23 protein-coding genes and 1 riboswitch are annotated in these 21,462 nt (G+C 68.2%); of the genes, 11 read left to right on the top strand and 12 right to left on the bottom strand.

Annotated features, from left to right (window positions below; genetic code table 11):
• Positions 1-178 precede the first annotated feature (178 nt).
• The 4 genes from dnaB (at position 179) to ABZ532_RS10945 (ending at position 3,090) form a co-directional block, all read left to right on the top strand.
• Positions 179-1,666 (top strand): replicative DNA helicase, encoded by a 1,488-nt coding sequence (dnaB, locus tag ABZ532_RS10960; RefSeq protein WP_361281023.1) that lies wholly within the window; start codon positions 179-181, stop codon positions 1,664-1,666.
• A 125-nt stretch (positions 1,667-1,791) separates the two neighbouring features.
• Positions 1,792-2,208, top strand: coding sequence for a hypothetical protein (locus ABZ532_RS10955; protein ID WP_361281022.1), 417 nt, complete (start codon positions 1,792-1,794; stop codon positions 2,206-2,208).
• 196 nt (positions 2,209-2,404) lie between these two features.
• Positions 2,405-2,740 carry a hypothetical protein gene (locus ABZ532_RS10950; RefSeq protein WP_361281175.1) on the top strand — a complete coding sequence of 112 codons (336 nt, stop codon included), beginning with the start codon at positions 2,405-2,407 and terminating at the stop codon, positions 2,738-2,740.
• 152 nt (positions 2,741-2,892) lie between these two features.
• A complete protein-coding gene (locus tag ABZ532_RS10945) occupies positions 2,893-3,090 on the top strand; it encodes a hypothetical protein (protein WP_361281021.1) in 198 nt (65 codons plus the stop codon).
• A gap of 189 nt (positions 3,091-3,279) precedes the next feature.
• On the opposite strand, the gene ABZ532_RS10940 is transcribed toward ABZ532_RS10945, so the two are convergent.
• The gene (locus ABZ532_RS10940) at positions 3,280-4,113 is read right to left on the bottom strand and encodes an alpha/beta hydrolase (protein ID WP_361281020.1); all 834 of its coding nucleotides are present in this window, start codon (positions 4,111-4,113) and stop codon (positions 3,280-3,282) included.
• A 122-nt stretch (positions 4,114-4,235) separates the two neighbouring features.
• Between ABZ532_RS10940 and ABZ532_RS10935 the strand changes: the two genes are divergently transcribed.
• A complete protein-coding gene (locus ABZ532_RS10935; RefSeq protein ID WP_361281019.1) occupies positions 4,236-5,621 on the top strand; it encodes a serine hydrolase domain-containing protein in 1,386 nt (461 codons plus the stop codon).
• Positions 5,622-5,716: 95 nt separating this feature from the next.
• Here ABZ532_RS10935 and ABZ532_RS10930 read toward each other — a convergent pair whose 3' ends face one another.
• Both ABZ532_RS10930 and ABZ532_RS10925 read right to left on the bottom strand, forming a co-directional pair.
• The gene (locus ABZ532_RS10930; protein ID WP_361281018.1) at positions 5,717-6,169 is read right to left on the bottom strand and encodes a GNAT family N-acetyltransferase; all 453 of its coding nucleotides are present in this window, start codon (positions 6,167-6,169) and stop codon (positions 5,717-5,719) included.
• 20 nt (positions 6,170-6,189) lie between these two features.
• Positions 6,190-6,657, bottom strand: a complete 468-nt coding sequence (locus tag ABZ532_RS10925) for a MarR family transcriptional regulator (protein WP_361281017.1) — start codon at positions 6,655-6,657, stop codon at positions 6,190-6,192.
• Positions 6,658-6,811: 154 nt separating this feature from the next.
• On the opposite strand from ABZ532_RS10925, the gene ABZ532_RS10920 reads away from it, so the two are divergent.
• A complete protein-coding gene (locus ABZ532_RS10920) occupies positions 6,812-8,074 on the top strand; it encodes an MFS transporter (protein WP_361281016.1) in 1,263 nt (420 codons plus the stop codon).
• 47 nt (positions 8,075-8,121) lie between these two features.
• Here the strand turns inward: ABZ532_RS10920 and ABZ532_RS10915 are convergent, their stop codons facing one another.
• Positions 8,122-8,994, bottom strand: coding sequence for a GNAT family N-acetyltransferase (locus ABZ532_RS10915; RefSeq protein ID WP_361281015.1), 873 nt, complete (start codon positions 8,992-8,994; stop codon positions 8,122-8,124).
• 364 nt (positions 8,995-9,358) lie between these two features.
• Here ABZ532_RS10915 and ABZ532_RS10910 point away from each other — a divergent pair, with 364 nt between their 5' ends.
• Positions 9,359-10,927: a globin domain-containing protein gene (locus ABZ532_RS10910; protein WP_361281014.1), complete on the top strand. Its 1,569-nt coding sequence runs from the start codon at positions 9,359-9,361 to the stop codon at positions 10,925-10,927.
• A gap of 35 nt (positions 10,928-10,962) precedes the next feature.
• Here the strand turns inward: ABZ532_RS10910 and ABZ532_RS10905 are convergent, their stop codons facing one another.
• The 7 genes from ABZ532_RS10905 to ABZ532_RS10875 form a co-directional block, all read right to left on the bottom strand.
• Positions 10,963-11,442, bottom strand: a complete 480-nt coding sequence (locus tag ABZ532_RS10905; protein WP_361281013.1) for an NUDIX hydrolase — start codon at positions 11,440-11,442, stop codon at positions 10,963-10,965.
• A gap of 84 nt (positions 11,443-11,526) precedes the next feature.
• On the bottom strand, positions 11,527-12,435 hold the full coding sequence (locus ABZ532_RS10900; RefSeq protein ID WP_361281011.1) for a LysR family transcriptional regulator: 909 nt from the start codon (positions 12,433-12,435) through the stop codon (positions 11,527-11,529).
• A gap of 166 nt (positions 12,436-12,601) precedes the next feature.
• Complete coding sequence (locus tag ABZ532_RS10895) at positions 12,602-13,108, bottom strand: hypothetical protein (RefSeq protein ID WP_361281010.1); 507 nt, start codon at positions 13,106-13,108, stop codon at positions 12,602-12,604.
• Complete coding sequence (locus tag ABZ532_RS10890; protein WP_361281009.1) at positions 13,108-14,565, bottom strand: hypothetical protein; 1,458 nt, start codon at positions 14,563-14,565, stop codon at positions 13,108-13,110. Before ABZ532_RS10890 ends, ABZ532_RS10895 begins: the two co-directional genes overlap by 1 nt.
• A 114-nt stretch (positions 14,566-14,679) precedes the next feature.
• Entirely contained in the window at positions 14,680-15,069 is a 390-nt protein-coding gene (locus tag ABZ532_RS10885) for a hypothetical protein (RefSeq protein WP_361281008.1), read from the bottom strand.
• 82 nt (positions 15,070-15,151) lie between these two features.
• Positions 15,152-16,291, bottom strand: a complete 1,140-nt coding sequence (locus ABZ532_RS10880; protein ID WP_361281172.1) for a cystathionine gamma-lyase — start codon at positions 16,289-16,291, stop codon at positions 15,152-15,154.
• A 51-nt stretch (positions 16,292-16,342) separates the two neighbouring features.
• Positions 16,343-16,720, bottom strand: coding sequence for a phage holin family protein (locus tag ABZ532_RS10875; protein WP_361281007.1), 378 nt, complete (start codon positions 16,718-16,720; stop codon positions 16,343-16,345).
• A 60-nt stretch (positions 16,721-16,780) separates the two neighbouring features.
• On the opposite strand from ABZ532_RS10875, the gene ABZ532_RS10870 reads away from it, so the two are divergent.
• The 3 genes from ABZ532_RS10870 (at position 16,781) to ABZ532_RS10860 (ending at position 18,117) form a co-directional block, all read left to right on the top strand.
• Positions 16,781-17,098 carry a cupin domain-containing protein gene (locus ABZ532_RS10870; RefSeq protein ID WP_361281006.1) on the top strand — a complete coding sequence of 106 codons (318 nt, stop codon included), beginning with the start codon at positions 16,781-16,783 and terminating at the stop codon, positions 17,096-17,098.
• Between the two features lie 130 nt (positions 17,099-17,228).
• Complete coding sequence (locus tag ABZ532_RS10865; protein WP_361281169.1) at positions 17,229-17,444, top strand: DUF5326 family protein; 216 nt, start codon at positions 17,229-17,231, stop codon at positions 17,442-17,444.
• A gap of 238 nt (positions 17,445-17,682) precedes the next feature.
• Positions 17,683-18,117 carry an SsgA family sporulation/cell division regulator gene (locus ABZ532_RS10860; protein ID WP_361281005.1) on the top strand — a complete coding sequence of 145 codons (435 nt, stop codon included), beginning with the start codon at positions 17,683-17,685 and terminating at the stop codon, positions 18,115-18,117.
• A gap of 14 nt (positions 18,118-18,131) precedes the next feature.
• Here the strand turns inward: ABZ532_RS10860 and ABZ532_RS10855 are convergent, their stop codons facing one another.
• Complete coding sequence (locus ABZ532_RS10855) at positions 18,132-19,493, bottom strand: YibE/F family protein (RefSeq protein ID WP_361281004.1); 1,362 nt, start codon at positions 19,491-19,493, stop codon at positions 18,132-18,134.
• Positions 19,494-19,564: 71 nt separating this feature from the next.
• A riboswitch (TPP riboswitch) is annotated at positions 19,565-19,677 on the top strand.
• Between ABZ532_RS10855 and thiC the strand changes: the two genes are divergently transcribed.
• The gene (thiC, locus tag ABZ532_RS10850) at positions 19,671-21,455 is read left to right on the top strand and encodes a phosphomethylpyrimidine synthase ThiC (RefSeq protein WP_361281003.1); all 1,785 of its coding nucleotides are present in this window, start codon (positions 19,671-19,673) and stop codon (positions 21,453-21,455) included. (Overlaps the previous riboswitch by 7 nt.)
• Positions 21,456-21,462 lie beyond the last annotated feature (7 nt).

Below are 21,462 nucleotides of genomic sequence, written 5' to 3'. Positions count from 1 at the left end.
CTCGTCCTTCGTCCACATGGCCTGTGGATAACCAGATTGGCTGACGGTGCCGACAGCCCTAACGTGGACCGGCGCCCGATGCGCCGGAGACGGAATCGGGCCATGCGTTTTTGTCAGTGCCGTGCCGTAGAAATGGGACACGGCGAGGTCCGCGGAGCGGACGGGAGGGAGGCGGCCGGTGACCATTCCCGAGCCCCTGGACGAGCCCTGGGCCGACGTCGGTCCGGGCGCTCGGCTGCCCGTCTCCCGCCAGCGTCGCGGCGAGGGCCGCGGGCGGGGCCGCGAGGAGCAGCACGAGCGGGGCCATGAGAGCGGACCGTGGGACGACGGCGCCCCCGGTGGCTTCGAGCGGGTCCCTCCGCAGGACCTCGACGCCGAGCAGTCCGTCCTCGGCGGCATGCTGCTGTCCAAGGACGCCATCGCGGACGTCGTCGAGATCCTCAAGGGCCATGACTTCTACCGGCCCGCGCACGAGACCGTCTACCAGGCGATCCTCGACCTGTACGCCAAGGGTGAGCCCGCCGACCCCATCACGGTCGCGGCCGAGCTGACCAAGCGCGGCGAGATCACCCGTGTCGGCGGGGCCTCGTATCTCCACACGCTGGTGCAGTCGGTGCCGACCGCTGCCAACGCGTCGTACTACGCGGAGATCGTCCATGAGCGGGCGGTGCTGCGCCGCCTGGTCGAAGCGGGCACGCGTATCACGCAGATGGGATACGCGGCTGACGGCGACGTCGACGAGATCGTGAACTCCGCGCAGGCGGAGATCTACGCCGTCACGGAGCAGCGCACCAGTGAGGACTATCTGCCGCTCGCCGACATCATGGAAGGCGCCCTCGACGAGATCGAGGCGATCGGTTCCCGCAGCGGCGAGATGACGGGCGTGCCGACGGGCTTCACCGACTTCGACTCGCTCACCAACGGTCTGCACCCGGGCCAGATGATCGTGATCGCCGCACGTCCCGCCATGGGTAAGTCCACACTGGCGCTGGACTTCGCGCGAGCCGCTTCGATCAAGAACAATCTGCCCAGCGTCATCTTCTCCCTCGAGATGGGCCGCAACGAGATCGCGATGCGCCTGCTGTCCGCCGAGGCGCGGGTTGCCCTGCACCATATGCGCTCGGGCACGATGACCGACGAGGACTGGACCCGCCTGGCCCGACGCATGCCCGATGTCTCCCAGGCCCCGCTCTACATCGACGACTCCCCGAACCTGTCGATGATGGAGATCCGCGCCAAGTGCCGCCGCCTCAAGCAGCGAAACGATCTGAAGCTCGTCGTGATCGACTACCTCCAGCTGATGCAGTCAGGTGGCTCCAAGCGCGCGGAGAGCCGTCAGCAGGAGGTCTCGGACATGTCCCGAAACCTCAAGCTGCTCGCCAAGGAGCTGGAGGTCCCGGTGATCGCGCTCTCCCAGCTGAACCGTGGCCCAGAACAGCGCACGGACAAGAAGCCGATGGTCTCCGACCTGCGTGAGTCCGGCTCCATCGAGCAGGACGCGGACATGGTCATCCTGCTCCACCGCGAGGACGCCTACGAGAAGGAGTCCCCCCGTGCCGGCGAGGCCGACCTGATCGTCGCCAAGCACCGTAACGGCCCGACAGCCACCATCACCGTGGCCTTCCAGGGCCACTACTCGCGGTTCGTGGACATGGCGCAGACCTGAGGCCTGCGGGTGGCCTCAAAATTTCGTGCCGGAATCTCACGGTCGATTCCGGATCCGAAGCTGGGATTCGCTTGGCGTCCAGCCGACCTCTCGGCCCCGCGGAGGCTTCTTGGCATCATCTCGACATGCCCCCGACCCTTCCCCGCACTGTCCGAGTCGTCGACACCGCCCAGCTCCTGGGCCTGGCCCAAGAGGCCGCCATGCACGGCTTCAGCCAGCGTCTGCCGGTCGACTGGCTCCAAGAGCACCTCGCCACAGAGGCGAAGCACTACCTGTTCCCTACGCTCGTGCAGCGGCTCACGCACCGCCCCGAGGTGCCGCTGCAGTGGAGGTGTCAGCAGCTGCTGACAGTCAGCACCGGCGAACAGATCCTGGGTCTGCTCGATGTCCTTCCCCACACCTTCGACAGACTTCCGGAGACCTTGGACACGGCGTCCAAAAAGCACATCGTCAGCCGCATCGAGCGAGCAGTGACCGTGCGCGAGTGGGTCGAACGGATGGCCGCCGATGCAGGTGGGGATCCGACACTGTCGTGGGACTGATCAAGCCTGATGGGGGTGAGACAGGGTAGAGCCGGCCCGCCCGGGGCCATTTCGGTGTCAACGAGCCAGAGTGCCGGGCTGTCAGCGCCCGCTATGAGGCCCTCCGGACATCGAGCTCGCCCATGCACTGACGAAAGAAGCGCCGGGGACAGGCCGGTGGCAGGGCACTACAGTTCGAGACACGAGAGGGGGAATGATGGCGCTGAACAAGAAGGGGTCCCGGCACATAATCGTTGACGGGATCGAGTACCGCTGGCGGATCCGCAGGAAGCCCACCTACATGCAGGGGCTCTGCTGGACACCGATGACCTACGCGGTCGAGGCCGCCAACGCCGACCAGCCGGGCACGACGTTGGTAGTCACCACCGGGCAGACTCATCCCAGTAACTGGTTGGTCCTTGAAGCAGGGCCCATTCGCCCAGCCCACGTTGCAGCAGGCATTCGGGAAGCGCAGATCCAGGGCTGGGATCCAACGCAGGCCGGTTCTCCATTTCAGCTCGATCGATCGGTGGGATTCATCCCCCAGCCATGAGACAAAGCCGAGGAGTTGGGGGTATCTCGGCCGAGCTGTCACAGAGGCTCCACACCTGGTTCGCCGAGCACGAGGAACACTTGCGGTCATGCGGAATCACGGGTGGCATCCAGGGGTCGCCCCAGGACGGCCGAACCAAGGCCAGCACCTGGATGACGCTCGAAACGGATGACCAAGCCGCCGTGCTCATCGTCTGGAGCAGCGGTGAAGCGGAGCTTGAGTGCGGGGACGTGGCAACAAGTCAGGTTCGTCGGCAGCATCGTGATCTCCGCACTTTCGCGGAGCTTGTCGACGCGATCGAGACCATCTGCGAGTGGATCCAGAGCAAGGACGAAGCAGGTACCGGGTAGGTGACTTGATCATCCGAGTCTGAGCCGCTCCGGTTGCAAAGTGCCGACAGGGCCTGGGTCGCCGCACACCACGAGGGGTCCGCACTGCTCCATCGTGTCGATCCCCGCCTGGGGCTGACCGACGCTGATGACGCTGCGCTTGAGCCGTGGCTGGGACGGCTGTGCCGACCCGGGGCCCTAACACGGCTGTCAGCCCGATTCCGCGATGAAGGTGCGCAGGGTTTCGGAGAGCCGATGGGGCTGGTCCTCCGCGATCAGGGTGCAGCTGTCCTCGATCTCCACGAGAGCTCCCTGGGGGAGGAGCTCGGCGAGCCGTCGGCCGTGGGCGCGGGGCATCATGCGGTCCTCGGTCGCCCACACCACGAGGGCGGGGCGGTCGAAGTGCCGCAGGCCTTCGGCGGCTTCGAGGAGCTCGTTCTTGCGCACGGCGAGGTTGTAGCGGCGGAAGTCGTGCTGGATGGCCTTGTCGGTGAGGAGCGGGCGCAGCCAGGCGTCGACGATCTCATCCGGCACGGGGTGTTTGGTGAGGGCGCCGATGCCGACCGGCAGTCGGCGCAGGGGCTTCAGGGCCAGGGTGCGGACGAGGAGCGGGAGGGCGCCGGGGATGCGGCAGGCCAGAGTGATCATCTTGCCGGGGAGGCCGGGCGGGTAGTTGTCGAAGGCTTCGCAGGAGACCAGGGCGAGCCGGGCGAGTCGTTCCGGGTGGCGGACGGCGACGGACTGGGCGCGGCCGCAGTCGTTCTCCACGAGAGTGACGTCCCGCAGATCGAGTCGTTCAAGGAGTTCCGCGATGAGCGCGATGACGGCGTCCGGGCTTAACGGAACGTCCGGGCGCATGGGTGTGCGATGCGAGCCGTATGGAAGGGTCGGGGCGATACAGCGGTGGTCCGGGGACAGATCGGCGATCACCATGCGCCAGACGCTCGCGTCGTGGACGAGTCCATGGAGCAGGACGACCACGGGACCGGGACCGCCCGTGTCCTCGTAGGCGATGGTTCCTGCGGTGAGCTCGATCTCGGGCATGCCGTCTCCTCAGGTCTTCATCTGTAGTGATCATGCTGCGCGCCCTGGGGCTTACCCGGGAACCGCCCCGCCTGCGCTAAAACCAGTTCGGGGGCGGTCAGGTCATCTGGTAGAGCTTGAACGTGACTTCATCGTCTTCGTCATTGCTGCCCAGTACCGAACGGGCTCTCCTGCACCGCATTGCCGTCGGCCAGGCCGAGGGGCGTGCACCGTCGCTCGTCGGGGCGGTCGGCAGGGACGGCCGGTACCTGTGGAGCGGGGCGCGTAGCTGCTTCGTGGATCAGGGGCCGGATGCCGACACCCAGTACCGCGTCGGATCCATCACCAAGACCTTCACCGCGGTTCTGGTGATGCGGCTGAGGGACGAGGGGCTGCTGGAGCTGGGCGACCCGCTCGAGAAGCATCTGCCCGGCACCGGTGTCGGTGAGGTGACCATTGCTCAGCTCCTCGGCCATAGCGCGGGGCTGGCCGCCGAGAGCCCGCCCCCGTGGTGGGAGCGTACGCCTGGCACGATCCGGCCCGAGTTGCGGGATGTGCTCGGCGACCAGCCGCTGCTGCATCCTGTGGGCCGTCGCCACCACTACTCCAACCCCGGCTACACAGTGCTGGGTTCACTGGTCGAGGAGGTTCGCGGGGAGCCCTGGGAGGTCGTGCTGCGGCAGGAGATCCTCGAACCGTTGGGGATGCACCGGACGAGTGTCCAGCCACAGGGACCGCACGCGGGCGGCTGGGCCGTGCACCCCTGGGCCGATGTGCTGATGCCCGAACCCGCCCAGGACCTCGGACTGATGGCCCCTGCGGGGCAGTTGTGGTCCACCGCGTCCGACCTCTGCCGCTTCGGGGGCCTCCTCGCCGAAGGTGACGATCGGGTGCTGAGTGCCGATTCCGTACGGGAGATGCGTACGCCTGCCGCGCCGCCGGAGTCCGGCGAGTGGGAGAGCGGCTACGGGCTGGGTCTTCAGCTGGTGCACAGGGACGGACGTACGCTCATCGGCCATTCCGGCTCGCTGCCCGGATTCGTCGCCTGCCTTTTGGTGAGCGTGGACGACGGTGTCATCGGGGTCGCGCTCGCCAACGCCACCTCGGGTCCGCTGACCGCTGCTGTGGCCGGCGATCTCATCCGGATCGTGGCCGACGCCGAGCCGAGGTTCCCCGAACCCTGGCGGCCCATGCCGGCGGTGGATGAGTCCCTGCTGGAGCTTGCCGGGCCCTGGTACTGGGGTACCCACGCGTTCGGGCTGAAGGTGGTGGCCGACCGCGGTCTTGAGCTGCATCCGCTCATGGGGAGCAGGCTTGGAGCGCGGTTCCTCCCCCAGAAGGGCGGTGCCGGCTGGGTCGGGCTCGACGGCTATTTCGCCGGGGAGACGCTCACCGTGAAGCGGCGGCCTGACGGCGCGGTGGACCATCTCGACGTGGGGTCCTTCGTCTTCACTCGCGAGCCCTATGACGCGGCGGCGGACGTCCCGGGAGGAGTGGACGCGCGCGGCTGGCGCGGACTCCCGCAGTAACCGGATGACTCCGGCCTGCTTACTGCGTGACCCGTCGCGTCGTGACCCAGGAATCGGGAGTCCGTGTTTCACGTGAAACGGGTCGCCGCGCCCGGTCAGAGTCCCCGCTTGAATCCCACATGTGAGGCCTCGAAGCCGAGACGCTCATAGAAACGGTGGGCGTCGGTGCGCCTGACATCGCTCGTCAGCTGTACCAACTGGCAGCCCCGCCGACGGGATTCATCCACGGCCCATTCGATGAGCCGGCTGCCGAGGCCGCTGCCGCGCTCATCAGCGTGGATACGCACCGCTTCGATGATGGAGCGGGTGGCGCCCTTCCGGGAGAGGCCGGGGATGAGCGTGAGTTGCAGCGTGCCGATGACCCTGCCCTTGCGCTCGGCCACGATCAGATGCTGGTTGGGGTCGCCCTCCAGCCGCTCGAACGCGCCGAGGTACGGGGTGAGGTCGTCGGGGGACTCGCGCTGGGCGCCGAGCGGGTCATGCGCGAGCATGGCCACGATGGCGGGGATATCGGCCGGGGAAGCGGGACGTATCTGGAGATCGCTCATGATCCCCCAGCCTATGACCTTCATACAGAGGTCTGGGCGACGGGAAGAGCCTCAAGAGCCCTGACCAGAGGTGTCAGCTCAGGGTTCTTCGCCGCCTCGTCGAGCGCTTCGCGCAGGGCGGTGTCATTCGTCGGCCGCGCCGCGGCCAGCAGCTCAAGACCCGCCTCGGTGACATCGGTGTAGATGCCCCGGCGGTCGGTGACGCAGAGATAGCGGGCGAGCAGTCCACGGTCCTCGAGTCGGCTGACAAGCCGGGTGGTGGCGCTCTGGCTGAGCACGACGGCGTCGGCGACCTGTTTCATCTGGAGATGCCCGCCGGGGCCGCTGTGCTGGCGGCTGAGGACATCCAGCAGTGAGTACTCGCGCACGCTCAGATCGTGCTTCGCCTGGAGGGCCCGCTCGACATGGGCCTCGATCCGGCCATGCAGGAGGGAGAGGGCGCACCAGCCCTGGGCGAGGGCGGTGAGTGCGGGGTCCGTCGCTGCCACAGGTCTCTCCTTCACTGCCGCCATCACTGCTACCGCCAGGATAGACGACTCCCGCAATAGCCCGCGCTTGCAATTAAACGGCGTCTGCAATTATTGTGGACGCTCGTAACATGCATATGCAATCTTCTGGGAACTGCTGGGAAGGTGAGAACCCATGCCACTCGCGCTCCTCGCCCTGGCCATCGGGGCATTCGGTATCGGCACCACCGAATTCGTGATCATGGGGCTGCTCCCCGAGGTCGCGGACGACTTCCAGGTGTCCATCCCGACCGCCGGCTATCTCGTCACCGGCTACGCACTCGGAGTCGTCATCGGTGCCCCTCTGATGACGGTCCTCGGCACCAGGGTTTCCCGTAAGCGGATGCTGATGCTGCTGATGGGCCTGTTCATCGCCGGCAACGTGCTCTCCGCCGTCGCCCCTGTCTTCGGCGCGATGCTCGCGGGCCGTTTCGTGGCCTCGCTCGCACACGGCGCCTTCTTCGGCATCGGCGCGGTGGTCGCCGCCGATCTGGTCGCCCCGGAGAAGAAGGCCGGCGCCATCGCCACGATGTTCACTGGTCTGACCGTCGCGAATGTCGTGGGCGTCCCCCTCGGCACCTTCATCGGCCAGAGCATCGGCTGGCGCGCGACGTTCTTCGTCGTCGCGGGTCTCGGGGTGCTGGGGCTGCTCGGTGTGGCCAGGCTGGTGCCGGAGCAGCCGAGGCCCGAAGGGGTCCACCTGCGCCATGAGCTCGGCGCGTTCCGCAATGTGCAGGTGCTGCTGGCCATGGCGATGACCGTGCTCGGCTTCGGCGGTGTCTTCGCCGCGATCACCTACATCACCCCGATGATGACCTCGGTCGCCGGATTCGCCGACTCCTCGGTGACCTGGCTCCTGGTGCTCTTCGGTCTCGGCATGGTCGGCGGCAACCTGATCGGCGGGAGGCTCGCCGACCGGGCCCTGATGCCGCTGCTGTACGTGTCGCTGGGTGCGCTCGCCCTGGTGCTCGGGCTGTTCACGCTCACGGCCCACAACAAGATTGCCGCCGCGGTCACCATCGTCCTCGTCGGCGGGCTGGGCTTCGCCACGGTGCCGCCGCTCCAGAAGCGCGTGCTGGACCAGGCGTCCGGCGCCCCGACACTGGCTTCCGCCGTGAATATCGGAGCCTTCAACCTCGGCAACGCGCTCGCTGCCTGGCTGGGTGGCGTGGTGATCGCCGCGGGTCTGGGCTTCACCGCCCCGAACTGGGTGGGTGCCCTCCTCGCCGCATCGGCGCTGGGCCTCGCCGTACTCGCATCCGGGCTGGAGCGCCGTGACGGTCGCCGGGAAGGCCGGATCGTGGCCGGGGCGCAGGGCCGGGCAGTGGAAAAGCCCCTGTCCAGCGACGTGTCCCGGTCGTTCCAGAAAGCCCAGGCGTCCCGCACGTCCGCGCGGTGAGCGGGGCCTCGGGGGCCCGGGGACCGCCCGGCTCGGAGCCCGTCTGCTCAGCCCGCGGCGACCGTCAGAGGCGCGAAGCGACGGCTCGCGTCACCGGGGAGCTCCCCGGCGCCCCGGAGCATCACGGTGTTGTAGGCCACCGTCGACAGGCCGCAAGCCCTCAGCCAGTCGAGCAGCTCCTCGTGGCGCACGTCGATGTCCGTGCGGAGCGGCCGGTCACTGGCCTCGGCCAAGGAGGCGACCAGGGACTTCGCCGTGTCCGTGTCACGGGCGACGAGCGGGCCCACCACATGGGTTTCCATGTTGGGCCAGGCCGCCGCATAGCCGGTGAGGACACCGCCGGACTCCGCGACCCTGAGCTGGTCGGCGAAAGCGGGAAGCCTTGTGATCACATGAGTGCGATCCTGGCCGAAGACCTCGGCGTCCAGACGCAGGATGGCGGGCAGGTCCTCGGCGGTGGCCGGGCGGGTGACGGCTCGTGGTGCCGGACCGGTGGGCTGGAAGAATCCCCGGACCATTTCGGCGCGGCCGACGGTCCCGAAGCCCAGCTCCTCGTACAGCGGCCGGCCGTACGGCGTGGCATGCAGGGTGACCGGTGCCTCGCCCGCCTCCGCGATGACGTGCTTCATCAGCCGCCGCCCCACGCCCTGGCGGGCGAACCGCTCGGCCACGAGCACCATGCCGATGGCGACGAGCTCACTGCGCTGCTCCGGCCCCGGAGCGTAGCGCGTCACGACGCAGGCGGTCACGAGGCCTTTACCGGAAGGGTCGTCGATCCCGTATCCCGTGCCCGCCGCGAGCAACAGACCCCATTTGTGCTCCTCGCGGGGCCAACCGCGGTCCTCGGAAAGGTCGGCGCAGAGGGGCACGTCTGCCTTGGTCAGACGCCGGACGGGGAGCTCGACGAGCGGTGTTGACATGGGGTCAGGCTGTCGGACCAGCTGATCGTTCGTCCAGCGCTTTACCGGAACTGGCCGAGAGGAGTCCGGGTTCCCGGAACCCGGATACGGGCATGGGGCAATGCAGCCTAACGGGAGAGCGGCCTCGGACACCCGGACTTTCCGCTCTTCGTCCCTACGGGGGGATCCACCTGGCATGCTGCGGCGGAGGTGTAATCGGACAGTGTCACAGTTCAGTCCCACTCGTCCCGATTCCCGCTTGGCGATAGTGAGTGTGGGCCAGCAGTGCTCTTGGAAGCATGAGGCAGTGCGGGGATTTGAGGCACCTTCCGGGGCAGTGGGAAGTGCGTAGACCGACCCAAAGACGCTCTAGGCGAGGCACACAATGGACGCTCCGACCACCGCGTCGGCGGACAACGGCACTTCGGACGAGAACGGCGAGCACGGCGCGAACCGGGGGAACGGCGGCGACTGGTTCATACCTCGCAAGCGAGGCGCCGTGACCAGATCGGCGCCCCATGCGGACGGCGGTGCCGTCGGTGACCCGGGTGACGGAGGACGGACAGCCGGGCCGCGCCGCCCTGTCGCCGCGATACGGCCGGTCGGAACCGGGGCAGCGAGGGCCGCGGCGATGCCTGAGCAGACAGGCGCCCCGGGAACGCACCCGGCGGGAGCGCCGGGAATGCCGCCGTACGGCACCGCGCCGATGCCACCGCCCGGCGCCCCCACCGCACGTATGGCGGCCGCCCCTGCGCCCGACTCCCTTACACGGGCGGCCTCTGCGTCCTCCGCGGCGTCTGTGTCTTCTTCGTTTTCTGCGTTTGCTGTGTCTTCCGGGCCCGCTGCGTCACCCGACGCCATCCTGGTGCGCCGGACCATGGAGGAGATAGCGCCAGTCGCCGACAAGGTCACCTCCTACTTCTACGCGCTGCTCTTCGTCCGCCACCCCGAGCTGCGCGCTCTCTTCCCCGCGGCGATGGACGCCCAGCGGGACCGGCTGCTGAGGGCGCTGCTCACGGCGGCGGAGCACATGGACAACACCGCGGTGCTCATCGACTACCTGACGCATCTCGGCCGCGGCCACCGCAAGTACGGCACCCAGCCCGCGCACTACCCCGCCGTGGGCGAGGCGCTCATCGGCGCCCTCAGCCGCCATGCCACGACCACCTGGAACGCCGAGACCGAGGCCGCCTGGGTCCGCACCTACACGACGATCTCCCAGGTCATGATCGACGCCGCCGCGGAGAACGAGCAGCACGCTCCGGCCTGGTGGCATGCCGAGGTGGTCTCGCACGACCTCAGGACCCCCGACATCGCGGTCATCACCGTGCGCCCCGACCAGCCCTACTCCTTCCTGGCCGGTCAGTACACGAGTCTGGAGACCCCGTGGTGGCCCCGGGTCTGGCGGCACTACTCGTTCGCCGGTGCCCCGCGCACCGACGGGCTGCTGTCCTTCCACGTCAAGGCCGTCCCCGCGGGCTGGGTCTCGAACGCGCTGGTGCACCACGCCCGCCCCGGCGACGTGCTCCGCCTCGGAGCCCCGGCGGGGTCCATGACCGTCGACCACAGCTCCGACAGCGGGCTGCTGTGCCTGGGCGGCGGGACGGGAATCGCCCCGATCAAGGCGCTGGTCGAGGATGTCGCCAAGCACGGCGAGCGCCGCCCCGTGGAGGTCTTCTACGGCGCGCGCAGCGATCACGACCTCTATGACATCGACACGATGCTGCGGCTTCAGCAGAGCCATCCATGGCTTCACGTGCGTCCCATCGTCGACGACAAGGCCCAGTTACCGGACGTCGTGCGCGCGTACGGCCCCTGGAACGAGTACGACGCGTACCTGTCGGGACCGATCGGCATGATCCGCAATGGAGTGCACACGCTCAGGGGGATCGGCATCCCCTTCGAGCGGATCCGCCATGACTCGCTGGAGGACCTGGTGGCCGCGGCGAAATAGCGCCTGGGCCCGATCGGCGCGGCCGCCGCCCGGCGTCAGCCCAGGTCGGGTGCGTGCATGGCCCGTACGCCCTCGATGTTGCCGTCCAGGTAGTGCCGCAGGGACAGCGGTACGAGATGCACGGCCGCGATTCCGACGCGGCTGAAGGGCACCCGGACGATCTCGTACTCGCCGAGAGGTTCGTCCACCTCGGGGCCGTGGCGCCGTGAGGTGTCCATCGACACCAGGCGGCACACGAAGAAGTGCTGGACCTTCACGCCCGCGACTCCTCCGTCCACGATGTGCTCGACGGTGTCGACGAAGCAGGGCACCACGTCGACGATCTTGGCGCCCAGTTCCTCGTCCACTTCGCGGTGCAGGGCTTCCACGACGGTGGCGTCCGTGGGCTCGACTCCGCCTCCCGGGGTGACCCAGTACGGATTGATGCCCGGCTTGGTGCGCTTGATCAGGACGAGATCGTCGCCGTCGAGCAGGATGGCGCGTGCGGTGCGCTTGACCACTGGCCGTTCGGTCATGGCAAGAGAGTGGCCCGCGATACCCGGTCTGAAACGCGTGTCCACCCTGTGGTCGCTCGCTGTCGGTTTCCGATCACGCGGACGTCACCAGTCGGCCGCGGCGGCGCGCAGCAGTTCCTCGTGCGCGCGTGCGATGTGCGGCAGCGCGAGCGTCCCGGCGCGGACGACGAGGAAATACGTGCGCAGCGGTGGTACGTCGGGTTCCAGCAGGGCCACGATCCGGCCGCTCGCCAGATCCCGCTCGCACAGATACCGGGGTAGCACGGCGAGCCCGGCGCCGGCCGCCGTGGAGTCCCGTACCGCCCGCAGGTCCGGCGCGATGACGGTCGCCGCCGCTGCCGGAGGGCTGTCGAAGACGGCGGACCAGTAGCGCGTGACAAAGGGCAGGGATTCATGGACCTCGACCACCGGCAGCTGCTCCAGCACACGGGAGTGCCTCCCGCGGCGCAGCTGGGGCGCGAGCCTCGCCGCCCAGCCCGGTGCGGCGACCAGGACGTGCTCCTCGTCGCAGAGCGGAGTGGCGGTGAGCAGTCCCCCGCGCGGGCGGGCCGTCGCGATGGCCAGATCGTGATGCCCGGCCGCGAGTCCTTCCAGGGTCTCCCCGGCATTGCCGGCGAAGGAGGTCCGTAACGCAAGGCCCTGCCCTATCAGCGGGGTGAGCGCCGGAAGCACCCGGAGTGAGGTGAACTCGGGCGGTCCGGCCAGATGCAGCGTACGGACGACGCCTGACTCCTCGTCGAGGTCGAGCCCTGCCTCGGCGATCTCCACGAGGGCGTCCAGATGCGGGGCGGCCCGGTGGGCGAGCTCGTCGCCCATGGTGGTGGGCGTGACACCGCGCGGCCGCCTCAGGAAGAGCGGCCGTCCCAGCTGTCGCTCCAGAGTGCGTATCTGGCTGGTCACCGCAGGCTGGGAGAGACCGAGCAGTGTGGCGGCGCGGGTGAACGAGCCGGCCCGGTGCACCGTGACGAATGTGCGCAACAAGGCCAAGTCCATCGTCCAACTATAAATAAGTCGATAGCTCGCTGTCGTTGGTGTGATTGGACACTGACGCAGAGTCAACTAGCCTTGTTCGCGCGGATCACCGCAGCGGAACCGGACGGTCCGAGCCACGAGGGGGGAGGCTCGGACCGTCCGTGTTCCCCGCCGGCGGTGCTGTTCCTCAGAACGCCTGCAGGTAGACCCGGGACTGGTCGCCCTTGAGCCGCTGGACGTGGATCTCGATCCACTGGACCTTCTTCCGGCGGTCATCGTCCACGCACGGGGGACACACGCCTGCCCAGCGCGCGCCTTTCAACGTCTGCGGTTCGGGCAGTCCGAGGTGCCCGAACCGCTCTCCCTCCGGGGCGAAGTCCCTCGCCCGCGCCTTCAAGGGTTCTTCCGGGCGCAGATCCTCCGCAATGCCTTCGGCGTTCTTCTCGCTGGTGACGAAGGAGAGGAGGTAGACGTCCTCCTGCGGATTGACCTGGACGGCACCCTTGGTCTGTGTCGCGTCCCCGGGCACAGCGATGTTCATGAACGCGGACGCCTCGGATGCACCCGCCTTCGTGTCCCAGTGCCAGTCCCGTCCCTCGACAACGCGACCGTCGTCCTCGTCCGGCCCGGAGCACGAGGCGAGGAGAAGGACGGCTGCCGCGGTCACGCAGAGCCGGGCACCATGTCGGAGCATCACCTGTTCTCCTCGTCACCACGTGAGACGTCCGCGCGGGTACCTTCGCGGCCCTGGTCCGGCGGGTTCACCGCCGCGTCCGCACCACTGCCCAAGTCGTAGCTGTAGGTCGAACTGCTGCCGCGCATGTCGAACTCCTGGGCAAAGCCGACCTTGTGCAGACGGCCCATCTCCGAGTCGGGGATTTCCACGCCCCCGGGAAACGTCGTCGACTTGCCTTCGTCCCAGTTGTACCGGTCCCAGACGTTGGCCTGGTAGTCGAGGGAGACCTTGGGCCTGCCGTCCTCCCCCGGACTGACGGTGACCATCCCCGACACGTTCTGCTGGTGGGAGCCGACCGCGTGGAACCACTCGTCACTCTTGAACGTGCGACCCTCCGCATGGCTTTCCACCGGTACGACGACGGTCGTGTGGCCGCCCGCCTTCTCGAAGGCATCAAGCCCTTGCCGGCGCCAGGCATCCTGATTCTGGGCGATGTGGGTGCTGACATCGTCGCGAAAGCCGGAGTCATCCTTCAGGATGCGGTCCACGTCCAGATCCAGCGGATCACCGGTCTTGCCCAGATAGTGCTCCATGTTGCGCGACGCGGCGTTCTCGCCGGTGAAGTCGCCGCCGGCCGCGATGGCCTGCGCACGCGCCAGGAACCACAGGTCCTCGCCGGTCGGATCCTCGGTGTCGTACGCTCCCGAGCCCGCGTCCGGGCTGTGCCACTTGTACAGCGGGCTCATGATGCCGGCCTCCCGCAGCTCGTCCCCACGCTCGTGAAGCAGGACAGCACGGGTGACCGGGTCGAGATCGCGCCACCACTCGGCGACCGCGCGCCTGTCCTTGGGGATGCGCTGCGCTTTACCCGCCTCTTCCAGTGACGGGTAAGGGCTGGGCTTTGCTTCCCGGTTGAAGCCGCCGATGGTGCCGTCCGAGACATCCGAGTCCCGCGTCAGAGTGGCGAGGGCGACCTTGAAGCCTTCGTCCGCGTCGTTCACCGCCCGTACGGCCATGTCGATCTGCTCGCCCCAGCCGGCTGCCGCCTTGCGGGCGCTCTCCTGGTACTCGGGGTCGTGCACGTAGGCGACGTGCTCGCCGCGGTCGAGCTTCGAGGTGTCGAAGTGGACGACACCGCGCTCCGACACCCGCATGCCGGCCTTCACGGCGTCGTCCCGGGTGTCCTCGATCTTCTTGCGCAGTCTGCCGAACTCGGCGTGGGCGTCGCGGATGAGCTGGGCGACGGCTTTCGCTTCGCTCTCCGCGCCCTGGTATTCCTTGAGTGTGACAGCGAAACGGGCGGATCCCGCCTGCGCGCTCAGCCCCACCCAGGAGTCGCCCATGGAGATGCCGCGTACTTCCTTCTTGTAGCTCTCGGCGAGCTTGTGGAAGCCGTCGGCCATGCTGTCCCAGTCGGAAGCGGCCGTGGTGAGCTTCGACAGATCGGTGCGCATGATTTCGTAGTACGTCGCCACAGCTCAACTCCTCTCGGCGGGTGCGCGGTCCGGAAGGGGGTCCGGGTGTATCGGCCGGGGCCAGATCGTGCCAGATCGTTCAGGTCGGCCAGATCGAGGCGGAGAGCCGGTCCGTCAGTACGAGTCCATCGCGGAGGGCTTCCGTACGCCCATGACGCCTGCGTCAGTGCTCTGGAAGAGCGTGTGCGTGGCCCGCAGCGCCGCCTTCTCCGCCCCGAGGCGGTTCATCAGCGTCGTGAGCTGCTCACCCCAGGTCTTGCCTGCGGCCTTCAACGCCGTCCCGGTGAGCCAGCCCTCGCCGTCGTGCGGTCCGAACTCCCTGGCCGCCCCGCCCGTGCTCTCGTGGGCCGTGGCCCCGGCCTTGCGGGTGTCCGGCTCCAAGTGCTTCTCGATGAACTCGGCCGCCTTCTTCTTCTGCGCCGGAGTGGAGGCGAAGTCCTTGCCGCCTTCGAAACCGCCGCCTCCACCACCGCCCCCGTCAGGAGGCACGTGGTTCAGGCGCATCCGCGCAGGTTCAGCCGCTTCCGGCGGCACCACACTTTCGGCCACGATTCCTCCCCCGAGTGCGACCGTTCTTCCGGCAACACTACGAGAAACGCGGCGGGGAAGAGGCGGTATCCAGGGCGCGCAGTAGGTCCGCCACCAGATCGGCGGTGTCCTCCGCACCGGCCGAGAAGCGGATGAAACCCTCGGGCACGGCGTCACCGCCCCAGCGGCCACGGCGTTCGGCGCTGGAGCGGACGCTGCCGAAGCTGGTCGCGTCGTCGACGAGCCGCAGACCGGCCAGGAACCGTTCGGCGTGCGCGCGGTCGGGGAGGGTGAAGGAGAGCACGGAGCCGAAGCGGTGCATCTGGGCCGCCGCGACCGGGTGCGAGGGGTCGTCGGGAAGCCCCGGGTAGCGCAGCCCGGTCACCTCCGAACGGCCGGTCAGTGCCCCGGCGACGGCGAGTGCGTTCGCGCACTGGCGGTCGGTCCGCAGATGCAGCGTGGCGAGGGACCGGTGCGCGAGCCAGGCTTCCATCGGGCCGGGGATGGCACCGACGATCTTGCGCCACCGCCGTACCCGGGCCGCCGACTCGGCGTCGCGGCAGACGACATAGCCGAGCAGGAGATCCCCGTGGCCGGTGAGGCCCTTGGTGCCGCTGGCCACGGAGAAGTCGGCGCCGAGCTCCAGCGGGCGCTGGCCGAGCGGGGTGGCGAGGGTGTTGTCGACCGCGACCAGGGTCCCTCCGGCGTGTGCCGCCTCCACGAGGCGCCGTACGTCGCACACGTCGAGCCCCGGGTTGGACGGTGTCTCGATCCACAGCAGCTTCGCCCCGTCGAGTACGGAGAGCTGCGCGTCGCCGCCCGTCGGGGCCGTGCGGACCTCGACGCCGTAGGCCTCGAGCTGCTGGCGTACGAGAGGCAGGGCCTGGTAGCCGTCGTCCGGGAGCACTACGGTGTCGCCCGCCCGTGCGTGGGACAGCAGCACCGCGGAGATAGCCGCCATACCGGAGGCGAAGACGACGGTCTCGGCATCGTCGGCGGGTGCTTCGAGCTCGCCGATGGCTCGTTCCAGCAGGGTCCAGGTCGGGTTCTCGTCCCGTCCGTAGGTGTACGGACCGGTCGGCTCACCGGGCAGGTGGTAGTGGGCGGCGAACACCGGGCCTGGGAGTGCCGGCTCGTACTTCCTCGCCTCGGGAAGACCCGCCCGTACGGCCCGGGTGCCCTCGCCCATGTCGCCCATGTCACCCATGCCGTTGACCGTCGATGCCGTTGATGCCGTTCATGGAGAGGTTCAGTCTTTCTCGGGAAGCACGACGTTCAGCGCCCACGACACGATTGAGATGATGAGACCTCCCAAGACGGCGGTCCAGAAGCCCTCGACATGGAAGCCGAGGTCCAGCTTGTCGGCAAGCCAGGAGGTCAGCAGCAGCATCAGGGCGTTGATCACCAGGGTGAAGAGCCCCAGTGTGAGTACGAAGAGCGGGAACGTCAGCAGATTGGCGACCGGCTTGACGAAGAAGTTCACCAGGCCGAAGAGCAGGGCGACGAGTACAAGCGTCAGGGTTTTCTGTCCTGTGCTGTCACCTGTGAGCGTTATGTCCTGGATAAGCCAGATCGCCACGGCCAGGGCTCCGGCGTTGGCGATCGTCTTGACGAGGAAATTCATCATGTGTCTGATCGTGGCAGACGCGATGGGACCAAGTGCAGGGGCAGGTAGGTACAGACTGCGATGAAGGCATTCCGACTGGATGAGCTGGAGGCGGAGCGAGCCGCCAACGACGGGGCGTATTTGCAGTTTCTGCGCGAACGCAACATGTCGGCCGGGCTGTACGCGCTGGACGCCGGCGAGCGCGACCCTCAGAGTCCGCACGGTCAGGACGAGATCTACTTCGTGGTCAGTGGCCGGGCTTCGATCACGGTCGGGATGGAGACCACGCAGGTCGGGCGGGGGAGCGTGGTCTACGTTCCGGCCGGAGTGGCGCACAAGTTCCACCACGTCACCGAGGATCTGCGGGTCCTGGTGGTCTTCTCTCCGCCTGAGAGCTGACCTGTCGCCCCTGGATTCCCTAGGGGGCGGTTCAGGGGAGTCCAAGGGCTGCCGGGGCCCCGCGGCGCCTCTCTCCCGTCCTAGCATCTGAGTCAGGACAACTCATAGAAGCGAGGTAGGGACGATGGCGGTGCAGGAAGTGCTTTCGGGGATGCCCTGGTGGGTGAAGTGGGTCGCGATCCCCTTGATCGCCATCGTGGTATTCGGTGGGCTCATCGCGTCCGTGATCGGGTTCGTCATAGGACTGCTCTTCAAGGTGCTGCTGTTCGCGGCTCTGGTCGGTGGACTCGTTTACGTCGTACGGAAGTTCATGGGCTCCTCCTCGGCGTCGCGCAGCGAGTGGTAGCGCGTACGAGCGTTAGCCCGCCCGGGGGAGGGTGAACGGGCAGGCATACGGTCGAATGCGGGCTGTGTGAGCAGTGGTGCGCATTGTCCGTCCGGCGCGCGGCACCCACCCCGCGGGTGTTCTCTGTCAGTATCTGAAAAATCACTCCTTGTGATCTCCAGGCATGTGCAGCACGATGTCGGGCAAGAGGGCCAAGGCAAAGCATTCCTTGGCCGTTTTCATCTACTGCGGGGTACTGATGCGCGAGTCTGTTCGGGCCGAGGTCCTGATGAGCTTCCTGGTATCCGAGGAGCTCTCTTTCCGGATCCCGGTGGAACTCCGATATGACACCGAGGATCCGTATGCCGTCCGGATGACCTTCCATCTGCCCGGCGACGCTCCTGTGACCTGGGCCTTCGCACGTGACTTGCTCCGGGACGGCATCGGCGCTCCCAGCGGTGACGGCGATGTGCGCATCGCCCCGACCGACGCGGAAGCGGTCTCCGAGGTCGGCATCCGGCTTCAGGTCGGCACCGAGCGGGCTCTGTTCCGGGTGAGCGCAGCGCCCCTGTTGGCCTTCCTGGACCGCACGGACACGCTGGTACCGCTCGGGCAGGAGCACAGGCTCGGCGACTTCGAGGAGCATCTGGAGGAGACGCTCGGGCGCATCCTCGCTGAGGAGAACGCCGGCTGAGGACGCGGCCGCCGTCAGACGCGGCGCCTGCGGCCCCTCCCGCCGCGCGCCGGTGCTGCTCCGGTGGTGGCCCCCGAGCGGTCGGCGGAGACGACCAGGGCGGCCAGCGCGGTGGTCAGCGGCACCGAGGCGACCAGGCCGATCGACCCCACCAGCGTGCGTACGATCTCCTCGGCCACCAGCTCGCTGTTGGCGACGGTCCCCACGCTGGACTGCGCGATCGAGAAGAGCAGCAGCAAGGGCAGTGACGCGCCCGCGTAAGCGAGTACGAGTGTGTTGACCACCGAGGCGATATGGTCCCGGCCGATCCTGATCGCTGACTGGTACAGCCTGCGCGGACCCATCGTGGGATCCGCCTGGTGCAGTTCCCACACCGCCGAGGTCTGGGTCACCGTCACATCGTCCAGCACACCCAGCGAACCGATGATCACGCCCGCGAGCAGCAGGCCGGACATGTCGATCTCCGGGTAGAGGCCGTGGATCAGGCCGGTGTTGTCGTCCGTGTTCCCACCGAGCACCGCCCAGCCGATGAACAGCGAGCCGAGCAGCCCGATCAGCAGCAGCGAGATCAGGGTGCCCAGCACCGCCACCGAGGTTCGGGCGGAGATACCGTGGCACATATAGAGCGCGATCAACATGATCGCGCTCGCCCCGACCACCGCCACGGCCAGCGGATTGGAGCCCTGCAGGATCGCGGGCAGGATGAACAGGGTGAGCACCGCGAAGCTTGCGGCCAGCGCGATCAGCGCCATCACCCCGCGCAGCCGTCCCACCAGAACGACGGCGAGCGCGAACAGCCCGGCGAGCAGCGCCATCGGGACTCCCCGGTCCACATCGGTGACCGAATACTGGAGATCGCGCGGCGCGTCGGGCGCGTACGCCACCACCACGCCCTGGTCGGCGCGTAGTTGCCGAGATGCGTCGGGCTGCACGACCTCGATGAACGTGCGGCCCTTGTCCTTGCCGGTCGTGACCTCGACGGTGGCCTTTCCGCAGGTGCCCTGCCGCGAGTCGGCCGACTCACGCCCCTCTGGGGTGGTGGTGTCCCCCGTCGGCGGGACCTGTGCGGCGTTCACGTCCCCGCAGTCGACCCGCTCGACCTTCACGACGCGGCCCTGCTCGGTCTGCCGGTCGAAGCCGACACCGGTGCGTTCGTGCTCCGGCGTACCGCCCGGCCACAGGACGACCAGACCCATCGCGACGGCGGCGGCGAAGGGGATAACCACCGCGGCGATGACCCGCCGCAGATGACGGGAGACGGGCGCGGCGGGGCCGTGCGCATGGCTGTGCGCGTGCCCGTGGGCGGGGGCATGCGCAGGGCCGTGGACGCCGGGCGGCTCGTCGTCGGGATCGTGGGGCTGCGGCGAGGAAGTCACCGCCCGATCATCCCAACCCTGGAGGGGGCCCACTGTTCAGCACGCCAGACGGGGCGCTAGCGTGGTGACACCTTTGCACACGCGGGAGCTCGGAGCACCGGGCTGAGAGGGCGCTGAGCAGCTGCGCCGACCGCCGAACCTGTTACCGGGTAATGCCGGCGTAGGGAGTAGGTCACGATGACCGTTCAGGACACACGCATGCCCGCCCCCGGCCCGAACGAGGGCGAAAACGGGAGCGGGAGGTCCATCGGCTGGCACAAGGGATACATCGAGGGCTCCCGCTCCGATATCCGCGTGCCGGTCCGTCAGGTGCACCTCACCAATGGCAAGGACGTGACCCTGTACGACACGTCCGGACCGTACACCGACCCACACACCGAGACCGATGTCCGCCGTGGTCTGCCGCCGTTGCGCGAGAACTGGATCATCGCGCGCGGGGACACCGAGGAGTACGCAGGACGCCCCGTCCGCCCCGAGGACGACGGGATCAAGCACACCTCGCCGCGCGGCGGGCTGCGCAACCTCGACGCCGTCTTCCCCGGTCGCCCGCGCCAGCCCCGCCGTGGCCGCGGCGGGCAGGCGGTGACCCAGCTCGCCTACGCCCGCCGTGGCGAGATCACGCCGGAGATGGAGTACGTGGCGATCCGGGAGAACGTCTCCCCCGAGGTCGTACGCGAGGAGATCGCCGCCGGACGTGCCGTGCTGCCGGCGAACGTCAACCACCCGGAGATCGAGCCGATGATCATCGGCAAGCGGTTCCTGGTGAAGGTCAACGCCAACATCGGCAACTCCGCCGTGACCTCCTCCATCGAGGAGGAGGTGGAGAAGATGACGTGGGCGACCCGCTGGGGCGCCGACACGGTCATGGACCTCTCCACCGGCCGCAACATCCACACCACCCGCGAGTGGGTGCTGCGCAACTCCCCCGTGCCGATCGGCACCGTGCCGCTCTACCAGGCGCTGGAAAAGGTCGACGGCAGGGCCGAGGAGCTGACCTGGGAGATCTACAAGGACACCGTGATCGAGCAGGCCGAGCAGGGCGTCGACTACATGACGGTCCACGCGGGAGTGCTGCTGCGGTACGTGCCGCTGACCGCGCGCCGCAAGACCGGCATCGTCTCGCGCGGCGGCTCGATCATGGCGGCCTGGTGCCTCGCGCACCACAAGGAGTCGTTCCTGTACGAGAACTTCGAGGAGCTCTGCGAGATCCTCGCCGCGTACGACGTGACGTACTCGCTCGGCGACGGCCTGCGGCCCGGCTCGATCGCGGATGCCAACGACGAGGCGCAGTTCGCCGAGTTGAGGACGCTCGGTGAGCTCAACCAGATCGCCAAGCGGCACCACGTCCAGACCATGATCGAGGGCCCGGGGCATGTCCCGATGCACAAGATCAAGGAGAACATCGACCTCCAGCAGGAGATCTGCGAAGAGGCGCCGTTCTACACCCTGGGTCCGCTGACGACGGACGTGGCACCCGCTTACGACCACATCACCTCGGGCATCGGCGCTGCGATGATCGCCTGGTGGGGCACGGCCATGCTCTGCTACGTCACCCCCAAGGAGCACCTGGGCCTCCCCAACCGGGACGACGTCAAGACCGGCGTCATCACCTACAAGATCGCCGCCCATGCCGCCGACCTCGCCAAGGGCCACCCGGGCGCGCAGGAGTGGGACGACGCACTGTCCGACGCCCGCTTCGAGTTCCGCTGGGAGGACCAGTTCAATCTGGCCCTCGACCCGGACACGGCCCGGGAGTTCCACGACGAGACGCTGCCCGCGGAGCCGGCGAAGACCGCGCACTTCTGCTCGATGTGCGGGCCGAAGTTCTGTTCGATGAAGATCTCCCAGGACATCCGCCGGGAGCACGGCGGGACGGCGGACGAGATCGAGGCCGGCATGGCCGAGAAGTCCAAGGAGTTCGCGGAGTCCGGGAACAGGGTCTACCTCCCGTTGGCCGACTGACCGGCTA

The organism is Streptomyces sp. NPDC019396, assembly GCF_040632375.1.
In the GTDB taxonomy this organism is placed as follows: Bacteria; Actinomycetota; Actinomycetes; order Streptomycetales; family Streptomycetaceae; genus Streptomyces.
This window is presented reverse-complemented; position numbering and strand designations above follow the sequence as displayed.